The 25,416-nt window shown below is 61.3% G+C and carries 18 protein-coding genes; 2 read left to right on the top strand and 16 right to left on the bottom strand.

Annotation, left to right across the window (positions count from 1 at the left end):
* The first annotated feature begins 165 nt into the window (after window positions 1-165).
* On the top strand, window positions 166-519 hold the full coding sequence (locus HJC04_RS11415; RefSeq protein WP_210632680.1) for a VOC family protein: 354 nt from the start codon (window positions 166-168) through the stop codon (window positions 517-519).
* Between the two features lie 106 nt (window positions 520-625).
* Here the strand turns inward: HJC04_RS11415 and HJC04_RS11410 are convergent, their stop codons facing one another.
* From HJC04_RS11410 to HJC04_RS11345, 14 genes are all read right to left on the bottom strand, one after another.
* Window positions 626-1,882, bottom strand: a complete 1,257-nt coding sequence (locus tag HJC04_RS11410; protein WP_221146175.1) for an OpgC family protein — start codon at window positions 1,880-1,882, stop codon at window positions 626-628.
* Between the two features lie 102 nt (window positions 1,883-1,984).
* Complete coding sequence (locus tag HJC04_RS11405) at window positions 1,985-10,504, bottom strand: GH36-type glycosyl hydrolase domain-containing protein (RefSeq protein WP_221146174.1); 8,520 nt, start codon at window positions 10,502-10,504, stop codon at window positions 1,985-1,987.
* A gap of 176 nt (window positions 10,505-10,680) precedes the next feature.
* Complete coding sequence (locus HJC04_RS11400) at window positions 10,681-10,950, bottom strand: hypothetical protein (protein WP_210632677.1); 270 nt, start codon at window positions 10,948-10,950, stop codon at window positions 10,681-10,683.
* Between the two features lie 7 nt (window positions 10,951-10,957).
* Window positions 10,958-11,122, bottom strand: coding sequence for a hypothetical protein (locus tag HJC04_RS11395; protein WP_020922541.1), 165 nt, complete (start codon window positions 11,120-11,122; stop codon window positions 10,958-10,960).
* Window positions 11,123-11,246: 124 nt separating this feature from the next.
* Entirely contained in the window at window positions 11,247-11,438 is a 192-nt protein-coding gene (locus HJC04_RS11390) for a hypothetical protein (RefSeq protein ID WP_210632676.1), read from the bottom strand.
* 161 nt (window positions 11,439-11,599) lie between these two features.
* Complete coding sequence (locus HJC04_RS11385) at window positions 11,600-12,349, bottom strand: ABC transporter ATP-binding protein (RefSeq protein ID WP_210632675.1); 750 nt, start codon at window positions 12,347-12,349, stop codon at window positions 11,600-11,602.
* Window positions 12,346-13,179 (bottom strand): ABC transporter ATP-binding protein, encoded by an 834-nt coding sequence (locus tag HJC04_RS11380; protein WP_210632674.1) that lies wholly within the window; start codon window positions 13,177-13,179, stop codon window positions 12,346-12,348. Before HJC04_RS11380 ends, HJC04_RS11385 begins: the two co-directional genes overlap by 4 nt.
* Window positions 13,176-14,111 carry an ABC transporter permease gene (locus HJC04_RS11375; RefSeq protein WP_184454662.1) on the bottom strand — a complete coding sequence of 312 codons (936 nt, stop codon included), beginning with the start codon at window positions 14,109-14,111 and terminating at the stop codon, window positions 13,176-13,178. Before HJC04_RS11375 ends, HJC04_RS11380 begins: the two co-directional genes overlap by 4 nt.
* Complete coding sequence (locus HJC04_RS11370; protein ID WP_210632673.1) at window positions 14,108-15,175, bottom strand: ABC transporter permease; 1,068 nt, start codon at window positions 15,173-15,175, stop codon at window positions 14,108-14,110. Before HJC04_RS11370 ends, HJC04_RS11375 begins: the two co-directional genes overlap by 4 nt.
* An 18-nt stretch (window positions 15,176-15,193) precedes the next feature.
* On the bottom strand, window positions 15,194-16,837 hold the full coding sequence (locus HJC04_RS11365; RefSeq protein ID WP_221146172.1) for an ABC transporter substrate-binding protein: 1,644 nt from the start codon (window positions 16,835-16,837) through the stop codon (window positions 15,194-15,196).
* A 100-nt stretch (window positions 16,838-16,937) separates the two neighbouring features.
* Window positions 16,938-17,996: a dipeptidase gene (locus HJC04_RS11360; RefSeq protein ID WP_210632671.1), complete on the bottom strand. Its 1,059-nt coding sequence runs from the start codon at window positions 17,994-17,996 to the stop codon at window positions 16,938-16,940.
* Window positions 17,997-18,156: 160 nt separating this feature from the next.
* Window positions 18,157-19,182 carry an ABC transporter permease gene (locus HJC04_RS11355; RefSeq protein WP_064805578.1) on the bottom strand — a complete coding sequence of 342 codons (1,026 nt, stop codon included), beginning with the start codon at window positions 19,180-19,182 and terminating at the stop codon, window positions 18,157-18,159.
* Window positions 19,183-19,216: 34 nt separating this feature from the next.
* Window positions 19,217-20,758, bottom strand: coding sequence for a sugar ABC transporter ATP-binding protein (locus HJC04_RS11350; RefSeq protein ID WP_221146170.1), 1,542 nt, complete (start codon window positions 20,756-20,758; stop codon window positions 19,217-19,219).
* A gap of 69 nt (window positions 20,759-20,827) precedes the next feature.
* Window positions 20,828-21,757 (bottom strand): sugar ABC transporter substrate-binding protein, encoded by a 930-nt coding sequence (locus tag HJC04_RS11345; protein ID WP_221146168.1) that lies wholly within the window; start codon window positions 21,755-21,757, stop codon window positions 20,828-20,830.
* Between the two features lie 365 nt (window positions 21,758-22,122).
* Here HJC04_RS11345 and HJC04_RS11340 point away from each other — a divergent pair, with 365 nt between their 5' ends.
* Window positions 22,123-22,620, top strand: a complete 498-nt coding sequence (locus HJC04_RS11340) for a DUF1993 family protein (protein WP_221122924.1) — start codon at window positions 22,123-22,125, stop codon at window positions 22,618-22,620.
* Between the two features lie 96 nt (window positions 22,621-22,716).
* Here HJC04_RS11340 and HJC04_RS11335 read toward each other — a convergent pair whose 3' ends face one another.
* Window positions 22,717-24,279, bottom strand: coding sequence for an alkaline phosphatase family protein (locus HJC04_RS11335; protein ID WP_221146166.1), 1,563 nt, complete (start codon window positions 24,277-24,279; stop codon window positions 22,717-22,719).
* Entirely contained in the window at window positions 24,257-25,240 is a 984-nt protein-coding gene (gene galE / locus HJC04_RS11330; protein ID WP_221146153.1) for a UDP-glucose 4-epimerase GalE, read from the bottom strand. The genes HJC04_RS11335 and galE overlap by 23 nt, the downstream gene beginning before the upstream one ends.
* Between the last annotated feature and the right edge of the window lie 176 nt (window positions 25,241-25,416).

Below are 25,416 nucleotides of genomic sequence, written 5' to 3'. Positions count from 1 at the left end.
CCTTTGTCCCGGCGGCCATCTCCCTGCCAAGCGAGATCGAGACGGAGGTCTCGGCCGTGCAGAGGAGGTCGTCACAAGGCACGACATGTCTGGCGGCCGGGCTGATTGATCGCATCGCCGATCCCCTCTAAGCTGTTGTCGCTAGCCGATACTCAGGAGAGCGGCATGAAAGTCCTGCGCATCGTCGCCAATATCCAGGCGCCCGACATCATGGCCGCCAAACGCTTCTATCAGGATATTCTCGGCCTTGATCTGATGATGGATCTCGGCTGGATCGTCACGTTCGGCGCGAATACTTCCATGAAAGTTCAGCTCAGTGTCGCCAGCCAAGGCGGCTCCGGGACTCCGGTGCCCGATCTCTCCATCGAGGTGGATGATCTCGATGCTGCTTTCGAGGCGATGTCTGCCGCCGGCGTTCCGATCGAATACGGTCCGGCCGACGAGCCCTGGGGCGTCAGGCGCTTCTACGTGCGCGATCCTTTCGACCGGCTGGTGAATATTCTAGTTCACAAAAGTTGAGCCGGCGGCATTACAGCGCCGCGCGTCTTTTCAACGCGCGAAAGGCGCTGCAATGCCGTGGTGCTTTTCGATGCCGATTTTGGGCCCCCGCTAAGCCCGCCGCTCTTCAATCAGATGGGGATTCCCATTTCCGATTGGTCCGGTGATAGGTATTCGCCGCTCCGCCAACTCGCACAGGCACAGGGACCGCGGCAATCTCCGTCACGAGCTTGCCCTTGATCTTGCCCAGCTGGCGCTTGTGCTCGAGGTAGTGGGCATAGGCGAATTGCGTCGCGATGCCCACGATCACGAAGAGCGGGCCGACCAGCGGATCCTTGTTGGTGATATAGAGCACGACCTGGCCGATCATGGCGAGGATCGTGCCGGCGACGAAGATGTTCAGCGAATGCCGGCCGAGGATCGTCAGCGGGTGTTCGGCTGGGCGCCGCAGGATGCGCGAGAACGCCGGGATGCTGATGATGAGATAGGTCAGCGCCAGCACATGCAGCAGCCGCGGCAGCGACAGGAAGGTCTTGTCGAAACCGGTGACGACGGTGGGCAGGCCGAGCGCCGCCAGCGAATTGCCGAAAATCCACAGATGGCCGGTTACCCAGATGAAGGACAGCAGGACATAGCCGGCGGCAGCCGCAAGCAGCAGCGGATGCCGCGGGATCGTGCCGCCGCGCTTGATATGCAGGATCGAAACAATTCCAATCGAAAACAGGAACTGCCAGGAGAGCGGATTGAGGAACCAGTAGCCCTCTATCAGCAAATTATGCGGCGCCACCTCGTAAATGCCGGCCAGCAGCCAGACCGTGCCGGAAACGGCGAGCGCCAGAAGCGGGCTTCGCTCGTTGAGGAGCAGGATGATCGGCACCATCAGCAACAATGCGCCATACATCGGCAGGATATTGTTGTAGCCGATTTGGTGACCGAGCAGCAGAAGCGCCGGGATGCCTTCCTTCAGGTTCATCAGAACCGCCAGGATGTTGATCTCGACCAGCAGCCCCGGCCGGTGGAACAGCCAGGCACCACAGATGAAGAGCGCCAGCGTCATGAAGGTGGTGATCATATGCGCGAGGTAGAGCGTGAAGGCGCGCCGCGCCGCCTTGATCGCCGTCTTGATGCGGTCGCCCGGCTTGAAGCGGGAACCATAGGCGAGGCCGACGGCGATGCCGGAGATCAGGACGAAGGCCTCGGCGGCATCGGAGAAACCGAAATTCTTCGTCGTCACATATTCGAAGATCTGTCCGGGAACATGATTGATGAAAATCATGATCAGGGCCAGGCCACGCAGCACGTCAAGCCTTGTATCGCGCGTCGTCGCAGCTGCGGATGAGGAACTGCGCTCGGTGCCGATGGCTTCGGTCGGCGTGCTTGCCATATGGGTTTCTCCTGTTATCCGATTTTGCAAACGCGACGGCGGCCAAAAGGGTTCCCTTTTGGCCGCCGCGAATCGCCGTGTTCCTCAGCGTGGAGAACGCTGTTATCCGAGCGGATATCCCTCTTCGGGATCGGTGACTTCGCTGCCGTTGATCGACAGAGTGTAGCCGCTGGCATTGGACACTTTTGAGACCGAAATGCGGTATTTGACGCCGCCCCGCTCCACCTCCGCCGCAAAACCGTCCCATTCCGACGGGAGCGACGGACGCACATGGAGCCGGCCGTCCTTCAACCGGATACCGAGAATGCCCTCAACGGCGGCGCGGTAGAGCCAGCCGGCCGATCCGGTATACCAGGTCCAGCCGCCGCGCGACGTATAAGGCTCATGCCCATAGACGTCGGCTGCCACGACATAGGGTTCGACCCGGTATTGTTCGGCCGAAGCCTTGTCGAGCGCATGCGTGATCGGATTGAGGATCTGGAAGCAGCGCAGCGCGTCGTCGCCCCGCTTCAGCTCCGCGAGCGCCATCACCACCCAGGTCGCGGCATGGGTATATTGCCCGCCGTTTTCGCGCACGCCCGGCGGATAGGCCTTGATGTAACCGGGATCCCTGGCGGAATTGACGAAAGGCGGCGTGAACAGCCGGATGATGCGCGCCTCCTCATCGACCAGTTGGTCGAGCACGGCATCCATCGCCTTTCCGGCACGGGCCAGGTCGCCTTCGCCGGACAGAACGCTCCAGGATTGGGCGATCGAGTCGATCCGGCATTCCGGGCTCTCCTTGGAGCCGAGCAGCGCACCGTCGTCGAATGTGCCGCGGCGATAGTAGCTGCCGTCCCAGGCCGCAGTTTCGAGCGCCTTCTTCAATTCGGCGAGATGGGCCGACCAGCGCTCCACCCGGGCCGTATCGCCGCGCTCCTCGGCATAGGGAATGAAGGCGCGCAGTGCACCGGCCAGGAACCAGCCGAGCCAGACGCTGGTGCCGCGCCCGCCGATGCCGACGCGATTCATGCCGTCGTTCCAGTCGCCGCCGAGGAACAGCGGCAGACCGTTCGCGCCCTTGCGGGCGATGGCGAGATCGAGCGCCAGGGCCGCATGTTCGTAGACGCTCGCCTTGTCCTCGGAAATTTCCGGCTTGTAGAAGGAGTCGTGCTGACCTTCGAGAAGAGCGGGTCCTTCCAGAAAGGCAAGCTCCTCGTCGAGCACGGTCTTGTCGCCGGTGACGGTGCAATAATGGTGGATCGCGTAGCTCAGCCAGACGACGTCGTCCGAAATCAAGGTGCGAACGCCCGCACCCGTTCCCGGCAGCCACCAATGCTGAACATCACCTTCGCGGAACTGCCGTGAGGCGGCATTCAGAATCTGACGCCGGGCGATCGAGGGTTCGTGCATCAGGAAGGCCAGCGTATCTTGCAACTGGTCGCGGAAACCGAAGGCGCCGCTTGCCTGGTAGAAGGCGGTGCGGGCCATGATGCGGCAGCCGAGGCTCTGATACGGCAGCCAGGTGTTGACGAGATTGTTCATCCCGCGATCCGGCGTCGAGATCTGCAGCCTGCCGGTGAAATCTCGCCAGAAGGCGCGGTTTGCCTCGACCGCATCGTCGAACGAAGACTTGCTTATATCGGCGATCAGGGCGCGCGCTTCTTCTTCCGTCGGCGTATCGCCGAGGAAGAAGGTGACGTCGCGCTCCTCGCCGGCCCCGAGTTCGATATCGATCGCCAGAGCCGCAGCCGGATCGCCATCCAGTTCGGTGACGCCCGAAAGCGGGGCTGCGGAGGTGACGGCCTGAGGCATCTGGATCGTGCCAGCCTTGCCGATAAATTCGCGCCGGCTTGCCGAGAAGCTTGAAAGCGTCTCGCTCGCCGCGAAGAAGGCGGTTCGGTTGGAAAAATCGATGCTGTAGGGATTGGTGGCAAACAGCGCCCCCGTCTCCTCGTCATGCTTCGACAGGATGAAGGGTGCGGTGCGTCCGGGATTGCTGCCGAGAACCCATTCGACGTAGCCATAGAGACGCAGCTTACGGCCGGTCGAACCGGTGTTGCGCAGGCGCAGGCGCTGCAGTTTCACCGGCTTCTCGCGGTCGATCGTCTGTGTCAGCTCGAGCGCGATCTCGTGCTGAACGGTGGAGAAGACCGAATAGCCGAGCCCGTGGCGGGCTTCGAAGCGGATATCCGGCCGGCGCGAAAGCGCTGCGAACGGAGTCATGACGGCGCCGCTTTCGAGATCGGCGAGATAGAAGGCCTCGCCCGATCGGTTGACCACCGCATCGTTCGACCAGGACGTCAGCTGATAATCGCGCGAATTGACGCTCCAGGTGAAACCTGCGCCTTCGGCCGACACGTGGAAACCGAACCTGTCGTTGGAGATGACGTTGATCCAGGGCTGGGGCGTCGCATGACCTCCGGGCAAGCGAACGACATATTCGCGGCCATCGCGGGCAAAGCCGCCAAATCCGTTCCAGAAGTCGAGGTCGCCTTCCTCCTCGATGGCAACGGCCGGCATCACGGGCGGCGGCACCGGTGCGATGCGCTTGACCGGCGCCCTGTTGCGCTCGGCGCGCTCCATCTCCTGCAGTTCGTCCTTCGACGGTGCAAACAGGGCGACGGCGCGGTTGATCTGGTCGACCACCTTGCCGTTCTTCGCATGCAGGGTGACGCGGGAAGCCGCGATCAATGCCTTGTAAGTGTTCTCCTCCATCAGGTCCTTGCGAACCGCGAAAATATGCTGGCGCAAGCCGTCGGCCTGGCCCATGCGGCGTACGTTCTCGCACATGGCGTCGAGCGCGTGTTGCATGTCCTGCGCATAGGAAGAGGCGCGTTCGTTCATGATGACGAGATCGGCGGTGACGCCGCGCGAGCGCAGATATTCCTGCGCCAGCAGTGCCTCGCGGGCGATATCGAGATCCATGTCGTCGTTGACACGCAGCGTGAAGATCGGAAAGTCGCCGGAGATCGCCAGCGGCCAGAGCGCCGATTGCGATTGCAGGCCGGCCTCGACCGTCGCCTCATCCTTGCGCAGCTGCATGTCGGGATAGACGAGGTAGCGCCCGAGATGCTGGAAGGCGGCCGCCTGCTGCGAGGTGACGCCGACATGGCGCATCTGCACTTGCGTGCGCGTCCAGGCCTGGACGAGCTCGTGGTTGAAGGCGTCGGGATGACGGTAGCGATTGACCGCCTTGTCGACCTCGTCGCGGCTTGGCGCGGCGATCGTCCAGAAGAAGACGCTGACCTTCTTGCCGGCCGGCACCCGCACGGTGCGGCGCAGCGACATCACCGCATCGAGCGTGAAACCGTCGCTGCCGGAAAGTGTGGCGCCCGGATCGAAGGCCGCCGCATCGGCGAGGCTGCGGCCGCGACCGATGAACTTGCGCCGGTCGGTTTCGAATTCGGTGTGACGGGTGTCGCCGGCATTGTCGACGATCAGATGTGCGAGGCTGATATTCGGCTCGTTCGGATCACGCTTGTTGCGTTCGGCGCGGATGACGTCGCCGCGCTTGCCGATCTCGGTCTTGACGAACATGCGGGCGAATGCCGGATGTGCGTTGTCGGTATCATCAGAGGTGATCACCGGTTCGAGATAGGACGTGACTTCGATGAAACGATCTTCCCCACCCATGTTGAGCAGGGTGACGCGACGGGCTTCAGCATCGTGCTCGGTCGCGATGATGCACTCCACCTCGCTCGTCAGATCGCCGACCGTCTTGGTGAACTGTGCCTTCTCGTCGGCGAATTCGACCTTGATCTTTTCGCCCTCGACACCCTTCGGCTCCGCTGTCGCCGACCACCATTCGTTGGTGGCGGTGTCGCGCAGGAAGATGAAGGTGCCCCAGCGGTCTTCGGTGGGATCGGCCTTCCAGCGGGAAACGGAAAGACCATTCCAGCGGGAATAACCGGCGCCCGTCGCCGTCAGCATCAAGGAATAATGGCCGTTCGACAGAAACACGAGTTCGCGGTCGCGCGAAAGGGGATCGCTGATCTTCCGGATTTCCGGCCGCATGAGATCGTCCTGGATGCTGGCCGGCGTATCGGATTCATGCTTGCCGCTCATGACGGGAATGTCGCGCGGCGCCTTTTCCTGCAGCAGAAGCTCCGCCGCCTCGATCACCGGATCGGAGTGGAAGAGTTCGCGCAGATGGCCGTTGAAGGCGACGTTGGCGACGGCCGCGATCGACATGCCGTGATGGTGGGCATAATAATTGTAGACCACCGCGCATTTCTTGCCTTCCGGCACGCGCGTCGGCGTGAAATCGACCGCGTCGTGGAAGCCGAACTTGCCGAGCGCGCCGACCTTGCGCAGTCTCTGCAGGTTTTCGAGTGCGCCGGGCGGGTCGTACTGGCTGGCCAGCAGCGAAGCATAGGGGGCGATGACGGCATTGTGGCCGAGGCCTCGCTTGAGGCCGAGCGTCGGCACGCCGAAATTCGTGTACTGGTAATTGAGGTTATGGTCGCGGGCATTGAAGGCCGCTTCCGAAATGCCCCACGGGATACCGAGCTTGCGGGCATAATTCATCTGCTCGACGACAACCAGATTGTTCGTCTGGTTGAGAATACCCCCGCCACGCTCCTGCATGACGAGCGGCGGCATCAGATATTCGAACATCGATCCGGACCAGGAGACCAGCGCGCCGCGTGATCCCACAGGCACGACCTGGCGGCCGAGACGGTACCAGTGTTCCGTCGGCAGATCGCCCTTGGCGATGCCGAAGAGGCTGGTCAGGCGGCATTCCGAGGCGAGAAGGTCATAGCAGGCCTGGTCGAGCTCGCCGCTTTCGACGCGATAGCCGATCGACAGCAGGCGTCGCTCCGGCCGGAACAGGAAGCCGAAATCCATTGAAAAGGCGAGATCGCGGGCCTTGTCGCGTAGCGCCACCAGGCGCGGCCTGAGCGCATCGACTTTGGAAAGGTCGAAGGTGCTGTCCGATATATGCGCCTCGCAGACCTTCACCAGCGATGCCGCCCATTGGGTGACTTCCTCGCTCTGCTTCGACTTGACCTCATGATCGAGATTGGCGGCGAGCTTCTCTATGTCGCGTGCGAGAACGGCAAGGTTGATGATGCGGATCGAGGCGAATTCGTGCTCGCGCTTGACGGCGGCAAGCGCATTCTGGAAGCCGACGATGCGTTCTTCCAGGCGTCGGCGCAGCGGGCGCACGGTCTTGCGGTCGTCCGGCAGGTCCGCCAGCACTTCGCCGAGGATGCCGGCCGTGTCGCCGACGCCGTCGAGATTGCCCTGCATGTGGGCCGATGGCGCCTCGGCCCAGTTGCGGCAGGCCGAAGAAATGGCGATCAGATGGCCGGCGAGATTGCCGCTGTCGACGGCAGAGACGTATCGCGGCCCGAGCGTCTGCAGCGTATCGGTGTGATACCAGTTGAACAGATGGCCGCGGAATTTCTCCATTTTGTCGATCGTAGCGATCGTCTGCTCCAGCCGTTCGAGCGTCTCCTCGAAAGAGAACCAGCCGAAATGCCGGCCGGAAACGACGGAGAGCAGGTAGACGCCAATATTGGTCGGCGAGGTGCGCGCCGCGACGATGACGTGCGGCGTTTCCTGGATATTGTCCGGCGGCAGATAATTCTGCTCGGGGGTGGTGAAGGTCTCGAAATAACGCCAGGTGCGCCTGGCGATCTTGCGCAGTTCGCTCGACACGGAATCGGCGACCTCGAGCCGATCCTCGGTCTCGGCCGACTGGCTGACATACCAGGCGACGACAGGCGAAAGGATCCATAAGAGCGCGAAGGGGATCCCGACGAGGAAGGCGTTGTCGCCGGGGAGCGCCGCAAATCCGAGCGCCAGCAGCGCCAGTACCGGCGCATGCCACATCTGCTTGTAATAAGAGGCGAGGGTGCCCTGCCCGCCGGCCTGGACGCTGGCGGCGGTCCGCCACTGCAGCATCAGCTTGCGGCTGACGAGCAGCCGGTAGAGCGAACGGCCGATCGCATCCGCCATCATCGCCGCCGAATCGGCGATGAAGACGATCCGCAATGCGACCTGCGCATTGGCGGCGGTGATATCCGACCAGACCGTATAGAGATGGGCGCGTGCGACGATATCGCTGGTGCGCGGGATGATGCCGTTGATGAGCGAAAGCGTCGGCGCCACGAACAGGCAGAAGATCAAGAGAATCTGCCAGACGAGCGCGCCGAGCGGACCCATGAAATACCAGCCGAGAACGGAGGCGAAGAACCAGGCGATCGGCGTCAGCGAACGGCGCAGATTGTCGAACATCTTCCAGCGGCCGAGGGCCGTAACGCCGTATTTCGGATTGAACATATAGGGCAGGAGCTGCCAGTCGCCGCGCGCCCAGCGATGCTGGCGCGAGGTCTCCACCTCGTAGCGGATCGGGAAATCCTCGACCAATTCAAGATCGGTGACGAGCGCACAGCGCGCCATCGAGCCTTCGAGAAGGTCGTGGCTGAGCACCGAGTTCTCCTCGATCCGGCCCTTCAGCGAGGCTTCGAAAGCATCGACATGATAGAGACCCTTGCCGGTGAACGTGCCTTCGCCGGCAAGATCCTGATAGACGTCCGACACGGTGAAGACATAGGGGTCGAGACCGCGATTGATCGAGAAGACACGCTGGAAGACCGAGGCATCCTTGCCCGTCGTCAGCGACGGCGTGACACGCGGCTGCAGCACGCCGTAGCCGCTCTCGACGCGGCCGGTCTTCGGATTGATGACCGGGCGGTTGATCGGGTGATAGAGCTTGCCGACGAGCTTGGTGACGGCATCGCGCATCAGGCGCGTGTCGGCATCGAGCGTCATGACATATTGCACATTGGCCGGCACGGCGTTGGCGCCGGGCAGATAGGTCGTGTCCCGGTCGCCGCGCAGCAGCATGTTCAGCTCGTGCAGCTTGCCGCGCTTGCGCTCCCAGCCCATCCATACGCCTTCCGAGGGATTGTAGAGGCGACGGCGATGCAGCAGGTAGAAACGGGTTTTGCCGTCGTAGGCATAGCGGGCGGAAAGATTGGCGATCTCGCGTCTTGCGTAATCGAGAACCTCAAGATCGGCAGGCGTCTCCTCGACATCGCTGTCGGGCCAATCGCTGAGCATCGCGAAATAGATCTCTCCACGCGGATTGGCGAGATAATGAACCTCGAGATTGCGCACCTGATCGTCGACGCTGTCGCGGTTCGAGATCAGGCAGGGCACGACGAGCAGCGTGCGCGCATCCTCCGGAATGCCTTCCTTGAACTCGTAGCCGACGAGGCGGGCAGGCGTCACGAAGAAGGACAGCAGGGTATTAAAGAGACCGGTTGCGCCCTCCGAGGCCGGCAATGAGAACATGATCAGCAGGATTGCGATCTCGATTGCGCCCATCCCGGCACTTGCCATGAACCTGCCGACGATCGCCATGGCGATGATCGTCAGCAGCATGACGGGCAGCGCGATCGACAGCCAGTTGAACCGGCGCACGGCGCGCACGAAGTGCTGGGTGATCGTCGGGCGATAATTCGCCCGCGCCTCGAGCTTCGGCCGTTGCGCCCCTGACAGGAAGCCGCCGACATTCGGCTCATGCGGCCGCGGCTCGTCGGAGGCCTTGGCGGCCTCGGTCATGTCGAGCGCCAGCTGGGCGATTTGCATTTCGGTCAGCGGCGAGCGCTTGGCCAGTTTCTCGATCTGCTTGCGGTATTTGTTGCGCGAGCCGGAATCGAGGATGCCGTAATCCGAATGCTCCCAGAGCAGCTTGTCGACATGGCTGACCTGCTCGACCCAGACCGACCATTCGGTATCGTCGATCTCGCGCAGGCTGCGGATGATGTTGCCCATCGTCACGTTGCCGGAAGACAGACGGCTGTGTTCGGCGGTCGTCGCCTCTTCGGTATTGCGACCGAGCTCTTCCAGGCGTTCATCGAGCCAGGTGATTGCCAGGCTCGACGTTTGCGAGCCGTCACGCAGGCGATAGAGGAACTGCGTCGAGAAGGTATTGTCTTCGGCAAGCGGTTCCAGCGTTTTCAGATAGGCGGCAGCCTTGACCGGATCGGTCAGGCGCACCAATTCGTCGGCCGCCTCGTTGGCGCGGCGGCGCAGGCGGCGGCTCGCTTCGACACGGCTCGAAATGCGTCGAAGGTTTTCCACCAGCACATAGCGCACCAGCGAGGGCAGGGCCCAGAGTTCACCGATCCTCAGCGTCTCGCTGGTCTGGAAGCCGTCGACCAGCGCCGTCAGGCTTTCCTGCGAGATCGTGCTGTGGGTATGGGCGACGTAGAGCCAGGCAAGCACCAGCGTGCGCGGAATGTCGACGCCGCCGACACGCATGGTCGGCAGTTCGCGGTAGAAGCGGCGGGGAAAGTCGCGCCGTACCTCCTGGATCGCCTCTTCGACGATGTAGTGATTGTCCAGCAGCCATTCCGCCGCCGGCGTGATCGTCTCTCCGGCCTCGACGTCGGTTGCCGTGGTGCGGTAGACGCGCAGGATTTCCTTCTCGTTTTCCTTGTGGCGCGCGAAGAAATCAAAGGCGGCGAAAGCCGGCAGCTTGTCGACGCCGTTGACGGCGACCGCTTCGCCCATCGCCTTGATGTCCTCGATGGATAGATAGGTCGAGCGGATCGAATCATTGTGATCGATCTGCTTCGTATCGGAGTCGCGTGGAAGGCTCGGAGAAAGATTGGCAATAGACATGGGTTCGGTTCTGGATCCAAACAAAGTTATGGCTGTTTTGCTCAGCCTTTTGCACTGCTTATCATGACTGCTACATGAACGGGGCCCGATTCTTCGAAGATCGATGAAGCCGGGGTGAATGACGTCTGGGCCAAGCGATGTAACCGGGCGTAGCCTTGGTCCAGCGCGAAGGTCGATCAATACCCTCTCCGCAAAACCATGGCGAAAAGTTGGACATTCTCGCGATAATTCAAGTCAAGAATCGTGAGCCGAACGAGCCCGCGGGCTTGCGGCGCAAGGCTGAGCGCCGAGCATGTCGCCACCTTGAGGACTGGCAGGAGCTTTTCGATAAGAGGAAGGTTCGCCAGATCATCGTCTGGCCGCGCTTTGTTCGGGCTTGCCGCGAGCGCGGAACGCGCCGCATGGATGGGCGCACGCAGCCCCGGCATCGTGCCGAGGCCTATCATCCGCCGACTATCCGAGGACGCCGCAGACCATTGCCACCACGAACAGGAATGCCGCGGTGAAGATCGTCCCATGGAGCACCGTCTGAAGCCTGTGGCGCGTCGCGTGCGGCTTCTTGGTGGCTACCGAACCATAGTGGTTTACGTGAGTATGCGAAATACCCAGCTCTGCCATGTGTCGCCTCCGTTGTTCTCGTGCGGCCGGTTGTGCGGCTCGCTGTTATATTTCTTATTCCCTATCAGGTAGGTAGAGATAAATTTCCGTCCAGAGCGAGCGGAAGAGAAAATTCAACCGCTCTTCAGCAGAGCGTGCGCCATGCCCAGATCAAGGAGCGCTCGATGGCGTTCTCGTTCTGCTGCAGATCGGAGGTCTCTGTCCCGATCAGGCGCCGGTCCTGTTCCGCCGGCATGGAGACCGTGGTCTGTTCCTTGCGATCGGCTCTCACCGGAGGATCGAGGTAGCCCATGGTCATCCCACCGAGAAAGAACATGCTTCGACCTCCATGATCACGAAAGCTAACAATCGTTAACAGGATCATGACAGAAGCCGGGCTGCTGTCAATAGTCTAGTCGAATGGTCGTCTTTTAAGGGAACCTTATCCTTAACGCCGCCACCAGCCTTTTCTTTTCAATGGCTTGAAATGATTGCCCTTCAGGCTTTGACGAAGCCCCTGCTCGCGATCATCAAATTTTTCGTGTAATCCTCCTGGACCGAGCCCCGCGCCAGCTCTTCCGAGCTCAATCGTTCGACGACGGCGCCGTTGCGCATCACCGCGAGCCTTTCGCACATATGGGTGATGACGCCGAGGTCATGGCTCACCATGACGAAGGTGAGCTTGCGGTCGCGGCGGATCTGTTCGAGCAGGTTCAGTACCTCCGCCTGCACCGAGGCGTCGAGCGCCGACGTCGGCTCGTCGAGCAGCAGGATCGACGGTTGCACGATCAGCGCTCTGGCGATCGCCACACGCTGTCGCTGACCGCCGGAAAGCTGATGCGGATAGCGGAATCGGAAACCATTACCGAGGCCGACTTCGTCGAGCGCGCGGGCAATGCGCTTGTCGCTGTCGGTAACGGCGTGGATCGCAAGCGGTTCGAGCAGCAGCCGGTCGATCGTCTGGCGCGGATGCAGCGAGCCGTAGGGATCCTGAAAGACCATCTGCACGCGCCGATAGAAGGCCTTGCTGCGCTTTGAACCTTTCAGCTCTTCGCCGTCGATGTGGATCGCGCCGCCGCTGATCGGCGCGAGTCCGGCAACGGCGCGCAGCAAGGTCGATTTTCCCGACCCGGATTCACCGACGAGGCCGAAGGATTCACCGCGTTCGACGCTGATGCTGACATCCTTCAGCGCATGAAAATCGTCGTAGACGACACTGAGATTGTCGACATGGAGGGCTGCGCTCATACCGCCCACTCCGGCTTGCGGTCGAGCACCGGCAGCGGATGGCGGTTCGCGCCGATCTCCGGCATGCAGTTCAGCAGCCCCCTGGTATAGGGATGCTGCGCATGTTTGAGATCGGCGGCCGCGAGCTCTTCGACGATCTTGCCGGCATACATGACGATGACCCGGTCGCAGAAGGAAGACACCAGTCTCAGATCATGGGAGACGAAGATCAGCCCCATGCCGCGCTCGGAGACCAGTCTGTCCATGATCCGGAGCACATCGAGCTGCACCGTCACGTCGAGCGCCGAAGTCGGCTCATCGGCAATCAGCAGTTCGGGTCCGGCGATCAGCATCATGGCGATCATGGCGCGCTGTCCCATGCCGCCCGAAACCTCGTGTGGGTGCAGGTCGAAGACGCGTTGAGGATCGCGGATCTGCACCGCTTCAAGCATGGCGAGCGCCCGTTCGCGCGCCTCCGCCTTGCCGATCTTCTCATGAGTGCGGAGCGTTTCGCAGATCTGCCGTCCGATCGTCATGACAGGGTCGAGCGAATATTTCGGATCCTGCAGGATCATGGCGATGCGCTTGCCGCGCAACCTGCGCCTTTCGCTGGCGGATGCCTTGAGGAGATCGATGCCGCTGAAATCGAGCCTGTCGGCTGTGACGATGCCGTGTTTCGGCGTCAGCCCCATGATCGCCCGGCCGGTCTGCGACTTGCCGGAGCCGGATTCGCCGACGATGCCGAGCCTTTCCCTGCCGAGCGTGAAGGAGACGCCGCGCACCGCTTCGATCAGGCTGGTGCGGGTGGGATAACTGACCTTGAGCCTGTCGACCGTCAGAAGCGTTGTCATTGGCCGCTCTCCTTCGGATCGAGCGCGTCGCGCAGGCCGTCGCCCAAGAGGTTGAAGCCGAGGCTGACAATGAGGATGGCGATGCCGGGCATGGCCGCGACCCACCACTGATCCAGAATGAAGCGCCGGCCAGAGGCGATCATCGCGCCCCATTCCGGCAGCGGCGGCTGTGCGCCGAGACCCAGAAAACCAAGACCGGCCGCCGTCAGAATGATGCCGGCCATATCGAGGGTCACGCGCACGATCAGCGAGGAAATGCAGAGCGGCATGACATGACGCACGATGATGCGGAACGGCGAGGCGCCCATCAGCTTCACTGCCGAGATATAGTCGGAACGCCGGACCGTCAGCGTCTCGGCCCGAGCGATGCGAGCATAAGGGGGCCAGGAGGTGATGGCGATGGCGATGACCGCGTTCTGGATGCCCGGGCCGAGAGCGGCGACGAAGGCGAGCGCCAATACCAGTTTCGGAAAGGCAAGAAAGATATCGGTGATGCGCATCAGCGTCGCATCCACCCAGCCGCCGGCATAGCCCGAGACCGTGCCGACGATCAGCCCGATCGGCGCGGAGATGATCGCGACGAGCGCGACGACGAACAAAGTCAATCGCGATCCATAGATCAGCCGTGAATAGATGTCGCGGCCCTGATCGTCTGTGCCGAGCAGATAGCCGGCCGTTCCCGGCGGCAGCAGGCGGGCATTGCGGAGATCGCCGACGACGGGGTTGTGTGTGGCGAGCAAATCCGCGAAAGCGGCGACGAGGAGCAGGGCGATGATGATCAGCAGGCCGACGACGGCGAGCCTGTTGGCCGTGAACTGCCGCCAGGTGACGTAAGCGCGGCCGAGACGGGCCTGCCTGCGCGATTGCGGCCGGTCGGAAAGCAACCATTCGCGGCGGCTCATCGCAGGAGAGGGGCTGGCAGGAGCCGTCATCGGTTTCGCGTCCTCGGATCGAGTGTCCGGTAGAGAAGATCGGACAGAAGATTGATGCCGATGAAGATCGTCCCGATGACGATCGTGCCGCCAAGGACGGCGTTCATATCGGCGTTCTGCAGCGAATTGGTGATGTAGAGCCCGATGCCCGGCCAGGAAAAGACGGTCTCGGTCAGCACCGATCCTTCGAGCAGGCCGGCATAGGAAAGCGCGATGACGGTGACGAGCGGCACGGCGGCGTTGCGCAGCGCATGGCCCCAGATCACCCGTGGTTCGGAAAGCCCCTTTGCGCGCGCAGCAACGATATATTCCTGCGAAAGCTCGTTCAGCATGAAGCTGCGGGTCATGCGGCTGATATAGGCGAGCGAGAAATAGCCGAGCAGCGAAGCGGGCAGGATGATGTGGCGGAAGACGTCATAGAAGACGTCCCATTGCCCCTGCCAGGCGCTGTCCAGAAGATAGAAGCCGGTGATCGGCGCGAACGTATATTCGAAGACGATGTCGATGCGGCCGGGGAAGGCCACCCAACGCAGCTGGGCATAGAAGATGACGAGCGAGATCAGCGCCAGCCAGAAAATCGGCACGGAGTAGCCGACGAGGCCGATGACGCGCACGACCTGGTCGGCGATGCTGCCGCGGCGCACGGCAGCGAGAACACCGAGCGGCACGCCGACGCAGGCGCCGATCAGCGTTCCCAACGTCGCGAGCTCGATCGTCGCCGGCATGACGCGGCGGATGTCGACCATGACAGGATTGGTCGTCAGCACCGAATTGCCGAAATCGCCGGACAGGATGCCTTTGATGTAGATGTAGAACTGCTGATAGAGCGGCAGGTTGAAACCCATCTCCTGGCGCACCCGCTCGACGACATGGGTGGGAGCGCGGTCGCCGAGGATGGCGAGCACGGGATCGATCGGCACGACGCGGCCGATGAAGAAGGTGACGGCCAGTAGGCCGAGATAGGTGGTGACGGCGGCGAACAGGAACCGTCCCAAAGCCTTGGCGAAGGCCCCGGCACGGCCCTTTCGGGGCCGCGCCTCTCGTGTGGTTTCGATGGTGCTCACGCCGCTAATCCCGCCGGATTATTCCTTGGCGATCGGACCGACGAAGTTGGTGTCGAAGCTCGGACCCAACTTGAAGTCCTTCAGATTCTTCCGGTAGCCGGCGACCTCGGTCTGCTGGAAAATGATGACGAAGGGGCTGTTGGCAAGGAACTTCTTCTGGACGTCCTGATACATTGCCGCGCGCTTGGCGCCGTCGCGTTCAAGGAGAGCTGCCTTTGTCTGCTTGTCGAGTTCCGGCGCCTCCCAGGTGTTGCGCCAGGCGAGCGTCTTGACTGTGCCGGCATCGGAGTTGTCCGGATTGCTGGTGAAGGTGTCGGCATTGGAGTTCGGATCGAAGTAATCCGAGCCCCAGTTGCCGATATAGATGTCATGGGTGCGGGCGCGATATTTGGTCAGCGTCTGCTTGCCGTCGCCGGGGATGATTTCCAGCTTGACGCCGGCCTGCGCCAGAGTCTGCTGCATGGATTCGGCAATACCTGTCACCGGCTGCGTATTGCGCACGTCCATCGTCACCGAGAAGCCGTCCGGAACGCCAGCCTTGGCAAGCAGCTCCTTGGCCTTGGCGACGTCAAGCTTGTAGGGGTTCTCGTCGAGCGCGCCGAGTTGGCCTTTCGGCAGGAAGGTCTGATGGATTTCGCCGATCCCCTTGATCAGTGTTGCGCCGATTGCATCGTAGTCGACCAGATACTTAAAAGCCTCCTGAACCTCGGGTTTCTTCAGATTCTCGTTCTTGTTGTTCAGGCTGACGTAGTAGATTGTGCCTTTCGGTGCACTGGTCGTTGCGAGATCGGCATTCTTGGAAACGGCGTCGATGTCGCCCGGCTCGAGATTGCGGGCGATATCGATATCACCGGCTTCGAGTGCCAGCCGCTGGGCCGAACTTTCCTTCATATAGCGGTAGATGACGCGGTTGAGCTTCGGCTTATCGCCGTAATAGTTGTCGTTGCGCTCCAGCACGACGACTTCATTGGCGCGCCATTCGCGCAGCTTGAAGGCGCCGGAGCCGGCATAGCCGGTCTTCAACCATTCATTGCCGAAATCGTTGTCGTATTTGTGCTCGGCATCCGGCGTCACCGCCTTCACATGTTCCAGCACCAGCTTCTTGTCGACGACGGAGGCGACCGTCGCCGTCAGGCAGTTGAGCACGAAGCTCGGCGCATAGGCCTTGTCGACCGTGAAGACGAAGGTATTGGCGTCAGCGGCCTTGGCCTTTTCGGTGACATTGTCGCCGGTCAGGCCGAACTGGGTGAGGATGAAGGCCGGGCTCTTGTCGAGCTTGACGGCGCGCTCGAACGACCAGGCGACGTCTTCGGCGGTAATCGGATTTCCGGAGGCGAATTTGAGACCTGGCTTCAGCTTGAACGTATAGGTGAGGCCGTCATCCGAGACGCTCCAGCTCTCGGCAAGATCACCCTTCACCTTGGAGGTGTCGGCGAGATCGAGGCGGACGAGCAGGCTGTAGCTGTTGCTGGTGATCTCCGCCGTCGAAAGCTCGAAAGCCTCGCCGGGATCCATGGTGATGATGTCGTCGATGGCAAAACCCTCGACCAGCGTGTCCTTGGGCGTTTCGGCAAAGGCGACGGGTGCCGTCATCATCAAAAGCGAAAGGGCGGCTCCTGCGGAAAGCAGGCGAAAATTGCGGCTGAGCTTGGTGATCATCATGGTCTGTTCCCCTGTTCTTGATTGATTGCGAAGCGTTTTGTCGGTCATATCTCATTAAAACTATTGTCCGTTTTCAGTGCGTCCAGAGGCGCGCGGCGCTTTAGGCGTCGTCCTCGCGCCAAGCTTGCGCCAGAATACGAAGCCAATTTTCACGGGCAAGTTTCGTCAGATCGGCCTCACCATATCCAACCTCCCGGAGAGCGGCAATCAGCTTCTGATTGCCGGCCGCGTCGCCGATTTCTTCCGGAATGGTTGCGCCGTCGAAGTCCGATCCGAGGCCAACGCAATCGATGCCGATGCGGTTCACCAGATAGTCGATGTGGCGGATCATATCGGCAAGCGGTGTGTCGCTGTCCGAGCGGCCGTCGGGACGCAGCATGGCGGTGGCATAGTTGATGCCGACGAGCCCGCGGCTTTCGCGGATCGCATCGAGCTGCCTATCCGTCAGGTTGCGCGCGACCGGCGTCAGTGCATGGGCGTTGGAATGGCTGGCGACCAGCGGCTGTTCCGTCGTTTTGGCCACGTCCCAGAAACCCTTCTCGGTGATATGGGCAAGGTCGATCAGGATGCCGAGGCGATTGCATTCCCGGACCAGCGCGAAGCCGGCATCGGTCAGGCCGGGGGCTGTGTCCGGCGACATCGGGAAGGCGAAGGGCACGCCGTAGCCGAAGACATTGTGCCGGCTCCAGACCGGCCCGAGCGACCGCAGACCCGCCGCATAGAACACTTCGAGCGCCGAAAGATCGGCGCCGATCGCCTCGCAGCCCTCCATATGCATGACGGCGGCAAAGATACCGTCCTCCATGGCGCTGCGGATGTCCTTCACCGTCCGGCAGAGCCGCCAGGCGCCTGCCTGATCGAGCCGCAGCGCAATCGCCGCCATTTCGGTGGCGATGGCGAGGGACGGCAGCGGATCGAGAGGGGCCGCCATCGGCGTGATGTAGCGGCCATCGGCATCCGGATCGGCGAACACAAGATCGCCCGAAGGAATGTAGATGGCGCAGAGGCCGCCGGAAAGACCGCCCTCTTTCGCCCGGCGCGCATCGATATGGCCGGTCGTCGTGCCATCTGCGAACTCCGCGATCGGGTCACTGCCGTCTTTTGAATGTGTCCAGAGTCGAAGGAGAACGTCGTTGTGGCCGTCAAATACGAATTGCATCTGTCTTCCTGCGCTGCCCGAGGCGGGCGTATGACGTGGCAGAATAGAAAAGCTGGCGGGATTCGCCACCTCTTTTTTTTTGGTCATCGGCATCGTGGAGCATCACCAGAGGAAACGGGGGCCGAAGCCCCCGTCAAAACTCGGATCGTACTGGCGGAGCTCAATGCTTGCGGCGCTTCTTCTGCCTGTAGACGTCGATGACGACGGCCGCGACGATGATGAAGCCCTTAACGATCTCCTGATAATAAGCGTCGATCCTGAGGAAGGTGAAGCCCGAGGTCATGACGCCGAGAATGATGGTTCCGATGACGGTGCCGGTGATGCGCCCGACGCCGCCGGTGAGCGATGTGCCGCCGATGACGGTCGCAGCGATCGCGTCCAACTCATATCCGACGCCCATGCTTGCCTGCGCTGTTTCCGCGCGTGCCGCCGTGACGATGCCGGCGAGACCAGCGAGCAATCCAGCGATCACATAGACTTTGACGAGGTGCGCTTCGATGTTGATACCGGAAACGCGGGCCGCCTGAGGGTTCGCGCCGATGGCGTAGGTGAACTTTCCATAGCGGGTGTAGCGCAGCGCGATATGGAAGATCAGTGCAACGACGAGGAAGACGACAACCGGCCACGCCTTCGTTCCAATAAAATGAAACTGCTCGGTGATACCGGAAACCGGCTGCCCCTTCGTATACCACTTGGCAACACCTCTGGCGGAAACGAACATGCCAAGCGTTGCAATGAACGGCGGGATCTTCGTATAGGCGATGAGCGCGCCGTTCGCCAGACCCGCCGCCGCTCCGATCAGCAGGCCGATCATGATGGGCACGAGCGCCGGAAGATCGGTCAGCGAAGGGAAGACGGCCCGCCCCCAGGTGGAGGACTGGGCGAAACTGGTTGCGATCATCGCCGTCATGCCGACGACGGAGCCCGATGACAGATCGATACCGCCTGTTATGATGACCTGCGTGACGCCGACGGCGATAATGCCGATGACGGAGACCTGCAGGATCATGATTGTCAGGCGCTGCGAATTCATCAGGAAGCTTTGGCCGATGAACATCCAGCCGAGCGCTTCATAGATGAGCGCGATGCCGACAAGCACCAGGAAGATGCTGAGTTCCGGCGGCATACGCCGCCGTCTCTGCCGGGTTGCGAGCGGGGCCGTACCCTCTGCTGCCTTGGTACTCATATCAAACCTCCCTTAGGCGATCTCAAGCTGCGCATTACCGCGCAGCCAGCTCCATCACCTTGATCTGCGTTGCTTCATCGCGATTGAGGAAACCGGTCACCAGGCCCTCATGCATGACCATGATGCGGTCGCTCATGCCGAGAACCTCGGGCATTTCGGATGAGATCATGATAACCGCCACGCCGTTTCGCGCCATTTCCGTGACCAGCCGATGAATTTCCGCCTTGGCGCCGACATCGATGCCGCGCGTCGGCTCATCGAGAATCAGGATCTTCGGATGGGTGAGCAGCCAGCGCCCGATCAGCACTTTCTGCTGATTGCCGCCCGAAAGGTTTTCCACCCGCTCATAAAGATTGGGGGTTTTCACGCGCAGCCTTTTCGCCATGTCTTCGCAGGTCGCCTCGAGTGCTCCCTGCTGCACGAAACCACCCTTGACAAATTTGTCCTGCAGGACGGCGATCTGCATGTTTTCCAGAATATCCAGGATCAACAGGCAGCCGGTGTCTTTGCGATCCTCCGTCAGGAATGCCATCTGGTGACGGATGGCCTCGGTCGGTGAGGAAATCGTCACCGGCTTGCCGAACAGTTCGATCGTGCCGGAGCTTGCCGGCGTCACGCCGAACAGCGTTTCGGCGACATTCGACCGTCCGGAGCCGACGAGGCCGGCCACACCGAGAATCTCGCCGGCCCTGACCTCGAAGGAAACATTGCGGAAGACGCCCTTGAGACAGAGGTCCTTGACGGAGAGCACGACCTCGCCGATCGGCACCTCTTCCTTCGGAAACATCTGAGTGATCTCGCGCCCGACCATCATGCGGATGATGTCGTCGCGGGTGACGTCGGTCGAGGCATGCGTGCCGATATATCGGCCATCGCGGAAGACGGAAAACTCGTCGGCGATCTCGAAAAGCTCGTTCATCTTGTGGGTGATGTAGACGATGCCGATGCCCTGGGACCTGAGATCGCGGATGATGCGGAAAAGATGCTCGACCTCACGCTCGGTCAGCGCCGAAGTGGGCTCGTCCATGATGAGGACGTCGGAATTACAGGAGACCGCCTTGGCGATCTCGACCATCTGCCGGTTGGCGACCGAGAGATGGCGGACTTCGATATCGGGATCGATATCAATATTGAGCCGGGCAAACAGCTCCTCGGTCATGCTGTGCATCACGCCATGGTCAATGAAACCGAAGCGGTTCTTCGGTTCGCGGCGGATCCAGATATTTTCAGCGACGGTCATGAACGGCATCAGGTTCAGCTCCTGATGGATCATGGCGATACCGTTCTCCAGCGCATCGAGCGGAGATTTCAGCTGGATCTCGACCCCTTTGAGGCGAATATCGCCTTTATCGGGCGTATAGATGCCGGCGAGAATCTTCATCAATGTCGATTTGCCGGCGCCGTTTTCGCCCATCAGCGCATGCACGGAGGCGCGCTTTAGCCGGAACTGCACGTCATCGAGTGCGACGACGCCGGGAAACTCCTTGCGAACGCCCTCGGCGCTCAAGAGAAACTCCGCATTCGGAACGGCGCCGCTCGCACGCACGGCTGCCATGGTTGTCGGACTGACGGCCATATCATCTCCTCCGGATACGGACAGGCTGAAAGGATGCGGGCAGAGCCCGCATCCCGCTTGGCACTTACCTCAGTTCTTGGTGACGAAGTCCTTGACGTTTTCGGGCGTGACGAGCTGGAAGGGAATGTAGACCTTCTTCTCGGTCTTTTCGCCCTTGGCAATCTTGAGCGCCGTATCGAGCGCGCCCTTGCCCTGGCCGGCCGCGTCCTGGAACACGGTCACATCGAGGTCACCTGCCTGCATGGCGGCAAGCGCGTCCTGCGTGGCGTCGACACCGCCGATAACGACCTTGCTCATGTCCTTGCCGGCTGCCTTCAGCGCCTGGATGGCGCCGATCGCCATTTCGTCGTTGTTGGAGATCACCGCGTCGAACTCGATGCCGCTCGAGAGCCAGTTGGTCATCAGGTCGGCGCCCTGGGTACGGTCCCAGTTGGCCGTCTGCTCTTCGACGATCTCAAGGCCCTTGCATTCATCGGTCTTGATGACGTCGTGGACATCCTGGGTGCGCATGCGGGCAGCTTGGTTGGAAAGCTCGCCCATGATGACGACGGCCTTGCCCTTACCACCGAGAATGCGGCAGATTTCCTTGGTTTCCAGCGTGCCGGATTCCTGCTCGTTGGAAGCGACGAAGGCCTGCTTTTCCGGAAGCGTGTCGACGTTGACCGGCTGGCGGTTGACGTAAACCAGCGGAATGCCGGCATCAGCCGCAAGCTTCGACATCGCCGTCGTCGCATCGGTATCGACAGGGTTGACGATGATTGCATCGACCTTGGAGGCGATGAAATTCTGGATCTGGCTCTGCTGCTTGGAAACGTCGTTCTGCGCGTCTTCGACCTGCAGCGTGACGCCATCAAGCGTTTTGGCATAATCGGTCATACCGTTGCGCAGAACGGTCAGGAAGTTGTCGTCGAACTTCGCCATCGACACGCCAACCGTCTCCGCGTGGGCGGCCGTCGCCATGACGAGCGCCATCGCAGTGCCCAGGATAAACTTTTTCATTTTTACTTCCTCCACAAAGCGGTGCCCGGCTACACCCTCCTCACGCCGGAGCTCCGGGCATCTGCCCTGAAGCCGCAATTTGCTGCGCCGCCTCTCCCGCGGCGTTCCGAAAACGGAACAAACAAACCGTAAAATTTGTTATGCGGAATATTCATTCCATTTTCTAGGAACGACGTCAAGCCTCTCTTTAGCGGCACTCGGGATATTGATGGGGCAATGCATGGGAATTGCGCGGCACACGCGTTCGGCGGCATTGCGCACGAAGTGGGCAGCCTCCATCTATGGGAAGTCGAAGACAGGCTCACAGCTGCAGGCCCTTCGACATCCGCCGCGGCCGCCCATTGAAGATTTTGGAGACAGGACTGATGTCCATTTCGATCTATCGCCTTACCGTTCCGATGTTCCAGCGCGGCCTCGCCAGCCTGAAGACCTATCTCGACAAGGCTGAAGCCTATGCGAAGGAAAAGAATATCGATCCCGCCATACTCGTCTCCGCTCGGCTTGCGCCCGACATGCTGTCGCTCGCCGGCCAATATCAGCGGGCCAGCGACAGCGCCAAGTTCACGCTCGCTCGCCTGACCGCAACCGAAGCGCCGAAGTTCGAAGATAACGAGACGACGATCGAGCAGTTGCGCGAGCGCCTGGCAAAGACCGAGACCTATCTCGCCACCTTTTCGGCGCAAGCGCTGGAGGGCGCGGAAAGCCGCCAGATCACGCTGCCGGGCAAGAGCGGCATCGTGCTGCCGGGTGACGAATATATCACCACCTTCGCCCTGCCGAACTTCTACTTTCACGTCGCCACCGCCCACGCCATCCTGCGCAACCAGGGCGCACCGATCGGCAAGCGCGACTATCTCGGTTGATTCAAGGCAAATTCCAGCAAAGGCGCACAGCGGATCTTGCTGGGATTGCGTAAAAATAACCGGGCGTTGCGGTCATTCGAAGAAGACGGAAATGCCCTACCGGGGTCGATGCGTCACCGGCCCCTTTTCCGTCAGCTCGGTATAGGCAAGCGTCTGGTCGAGATGCCGCGCTCTCAGCGAGAGCAACTTCTCGGCATATTGAAGCCGGATCGCCGCATAGGCCGGATCCGCCGCGACGTCGTCGAGTTCCATCGGATCATCGCTGAGATTGAAGAGCAGCGGCGGCAGTGCGGCAAAATGCACATATTTGAACCGATCGTCGCGGATCACGGCGAGATTGCATTGGTTCGGCCTCAGCCCGAAATGCCGTTCTGCCTCACCTTTGGCAATGTCGCGGAAATCGAATTCCCAGAATATCGCATCGCGCCAGCCTTCCGAGCGCCCGCCCATGATGAACGGCATCAGCGACCGGCCGTCGAGCCCGTTCTTTGCCTCGATGCCGAGCCTTTCGCAAAGCGTGGGAAAAATATCCGCAGCGCCGGTGAAATCGTCAACGATCCTGCCGGCCGCAACGTTTGCGGGATCGCGGATTATCAGCGGGATATGATAGCTGCCATCGAAGAAGCCGCCCTTGCCGAGCGTCCAATGATCTCCCGCCATCTCCGCATGGTCCGAGGTGAAGATGATCAGTGTATCGTCCCAGGCGCCTGCATCCTTCAGCGCTTGCCAGACCCTGCCGAGCTGCGCATCGACCTCTGAGATCATCCCGTAATAAATCGCCCGGATCGCCGCCAAGTCCTCGCCGCTCCAGGCGCTGAGCGGCCCCTGCGCCCCGTGAATGAAGCTGCCCTTGTCGGAGAGCTGCATGGCATAGGCGAGATAGGGATGAGCCCGCTGTTCTGCTTCGCGATTTTCCGCTCGCGCAAAGGCCGGTCCGTCATCCGGCTTGTACATCCGGTTGAACGGCGCCGGCACGGAAAATGGCGGGTGCGGGCGCAGGAAAGAGACATGCGCAAACCACGGCCGGTCCTGTTCGCCCATCCAGCGAATGAACTCGTCGGCCAGGAAGGCGGTCTGGGTCTCATCGCTGGAATAGGCTGGCGCCGCATCGGAAATTTCGCCGGCATCAGCACCGACGGGGATATGGATGTCGCGGCTGACGGCATTCAAATGGCCACGGGACCTGAGCCATGAGAGCCATTGCCGCTCATGTTCGGGCAGGAGTTGGCGAGCGGTAAAACCCGGCAACACGCCTTCATAGGTGGTCAGATGCGGGTCAGCCGCATCCATGCCGCGTGGATCGGGCGCCGTGTCGGTATAACCGAACAGCGTCGGGTCGTATCCCGCCCGCCGGGCCGCCAGCGCCAGATTGTCGAAGCGAGCGTCGAGCGGCGAACCATTGCGGCAGACCCGATGGTTCATCTGATAAAGGCCGGTATAGACCGTGGCCCGGGCCGGCGAGCAGGGGGCTGCCCCGGCATAATGCTGCCGGAAGAGCGTGCCTTCGCGCGCCAGTGCATCGATGTGAGGTGTTTTCACACAAGCATGACCGACCGCCGACAGGCAGTCGCCACGCCATTGGTCCGCGGTGATCAGCAGAACATTGGGCCGGCGGAGCTTCTCAAGGCTTTTTGGCTCAATGCTGGTTGGATTTTGCATGCCAATTCCAGGCGGAACGGATGATCTCGGACAGATCATACTGCGGCACCCAGCCGAGCACGTCGCGCGCCTTGTCGTTGTTGGCGACCAGCGTATGCGAATCCCCTTCGCGCCGGCCGATATATTCGACCGGGAAGGGCCGGTTCGACACGTCCTCGATCGCGCCCAGCAATTCCCTGACCGTCGTGCCCGTGCCGGTGCCGAGGTTGAGTGAGACGGAATCGCCGCCCTTCAGCAGATATTCGACGGCGCGCACATGCGCATCGGCAAGATCCAGCACATGGATGTAGTCGCGCACGCAGGTGCCATCGCGCGTCTCGTAGTCGCTGCCGAACACCTTGAAACCCTGGCGACGACCGAGTGCGGCGTCGATCGCCAAGGGAATCGCATGGGTTTCCGGCTGGTGCCATTCGCCGATCCGACCTTCGAAATCAGCACCGGCCGCATTGAAATAACGAAGCACCACTGAGCGCAGGCCCTTGTACTGGTCGTAATCGGCAAGCGCCTGTTCGACGATATATTTGGTACGACCATAGGGATTGATCGGCACCTGCCGGTGCGTCTCGTCGAGCGGCACGCTCTGCGGCAGTCCATAGGTGGCGCAGGTGGAGGAGAAGACGAAGGCATTGATGCCGGCCGCCTGCGCCGCCGAAAGCAGCGTCAAAGTGCCAATGACGTTGTTTTCATAGAAGGAAACAGGATCCTTGACCGATTCCCCGACCTCGATCAGCGCCGCGAAGTGGAGGATGGCCGCCGGCTTGTGCTTGGCCATCACCTCGTCCAGCCGGGCACGATCGCGAATGTCGCCCTCTTCCGCCGGCCCCCATTTGACGAACTCGCGATGGCCGTTTGAAAAATTATCGAAGACGACAGGCCCATAGCCCTTGTTCGCCAGGTCGAGGCACGTATGCGAGCCGATATAACCGGCGCCGCCGACCACAAGAACCGTTTCACCTGCCATGCACCACCCTTAATGATCAGTGAGAGATGGAAGAAACCTAGACGAGATAGACGTCAATAAAAAGAAGGAACTGCGATTAGCAGGAGCTGACAATACGTCAAATGCCGAAACTGGCGGTTTGCGATTTGGCCGAAACGGCGAAGTCGATCAATTATTCGCGTGATTTGCACGACCGC

The organism is Rhizobium sp. NLR8a (assembly GCF_019685235.1).
Taxonomy (GTDB): domain Bacteria; phylum Pseudomonadota; class Alphaproteobacteria; order Rhizobiales; family Rhizobiaceae; genus Rhizobium.
The sequence above is the reverse complement of the archived record's forward strand: the minus strand, read 5'-3'. Positions and strand labels throughout refer to the sequence as shown.

Excerpts from the sequence above, each read along its gene's own strand:
- HJC04_RS11355 (WP_064805578.1), bottom strand. The coding sequence starts at position 19,182 with ATGAGTACCAAGGCAGCAGAGGGTACGGCCCCGCTCGCAACCCGGCAG.
- HJC04_RS11335 (WP_221146166.1), bottom strand. The coding sequence starts at position 24,279 with ATGCAAAATCCAACCAGCATTGAGCCAAAAAGCCTTGAGAAGCTCCGC.
- HJC04_RS11400 (WP_210632677.1), bottom strand. The coding sequence starts at position 10,950 with ATGATAGGCCTCGGCACGATGCCGGGGCTGCGTGCGCCCATCCATGCG.
- HJC04_RS11345 (WP_221146168.1), bottom strand. The coding sequence starts at position 21,757 with ATGAAAAAGTTTATCCTGGGCACTGCGATGGCGCTCGTCATGGCGACG.
- HJC04_RS11375 (WP_184454662.1), bottom strand. The coding sequence starts at position 14,111 with ATGACGGCTCCTGCCAGCCCCTCTCCTGCGATGAGCCGCCGCGAATGG.
- HJC04_RS11390 (WP_210632676.1), bottom strand. The coding sequence starts at position 11,438 with ATGTTCTTTCTCGGTGGGATGACCATGGGCTACCTCGATCCTCCGGTG.
- HJC04_RS11340 (WP_221122924.1), top strand. The coding sequence starts at position 22,123 with ATGTCCATTTCGATCTATCGCCTTACCGTTCCGATGTTCCAGCGCGGC.
- HJC04_RS11415 (WP_210632680.1), top strand. The coding sequence starts at position 166 with ATGAAAGTCCTGCGCATCGTCGCCAATATCCAGGCGCCCGACATCATG.
- HJC04_RS11380 (WP_210632674.1), bottom strand. The coding sequence starts at position 13,179 with ATGACAACGCTTCTGACGGTCGACAGGCTCAAGGTCAGTTATCCCACC.
- HJC04_RS11350 (WP_221146170.1), bottom strand. The coding sequence starts at position 20,758 with ATGGCCGTCAGTCCGACAACCATGGCAGCCGTGCGTGCGAGCGGCGCC.
- HJC04_RS11365 (WP_221146172.1), bottom strand. The coding sequence starts at position 16,837 with ATGATGATCACCAAGCTCAGCCGCAATTTTCGCCTGCTTTCCGCAGGA.
- HJC04_RS11385 (WP_210632675.1), bottom strand. The coding sequence starts at position 12,349 with ATGAGCGCAGCCCTCCATGTCGACAATCTCAGTGTCGTCTACGACGAT.
- HJC04_RS11410 (WP_221146175.1), bottom strand. The coding sequence starts at position 1,882 with ATGGCAAGCACGCCGACCGAAGCCATCGGCACCGAGCGCAGTTCCTCA.
- HJC04_RS11360 (WP_210632671.1), bottom strand. The coding sequence starts at position 17,996 with ATGCAATTCGTATTTGACGGCCACAACGACGTTCTCCTTCGACTCTGG.
- galE (WP_221146153.1), bottom strand. The coding sequence starts at position 25,240 with ATGGCAGGTGAAACGGTTCTTGTGGTCGGCGGCGCCGGTTATATCGGC.
- HJC04_RS11405 (WP_221146174.1), bottom strand. The coding sequence starts at position 10,504 with ATGTCTATTGCCAATCTTTCTCCGAGCCTTCCACGCGACTCCGATACG.
- HJC04_RS11395 (WP_020922541.1), bottom strand. The coding sequence starts at position 11,122 with ATGGCAGAGCTGGGTATTTCGCATACTCACGTAAACCACTATGGTTCG.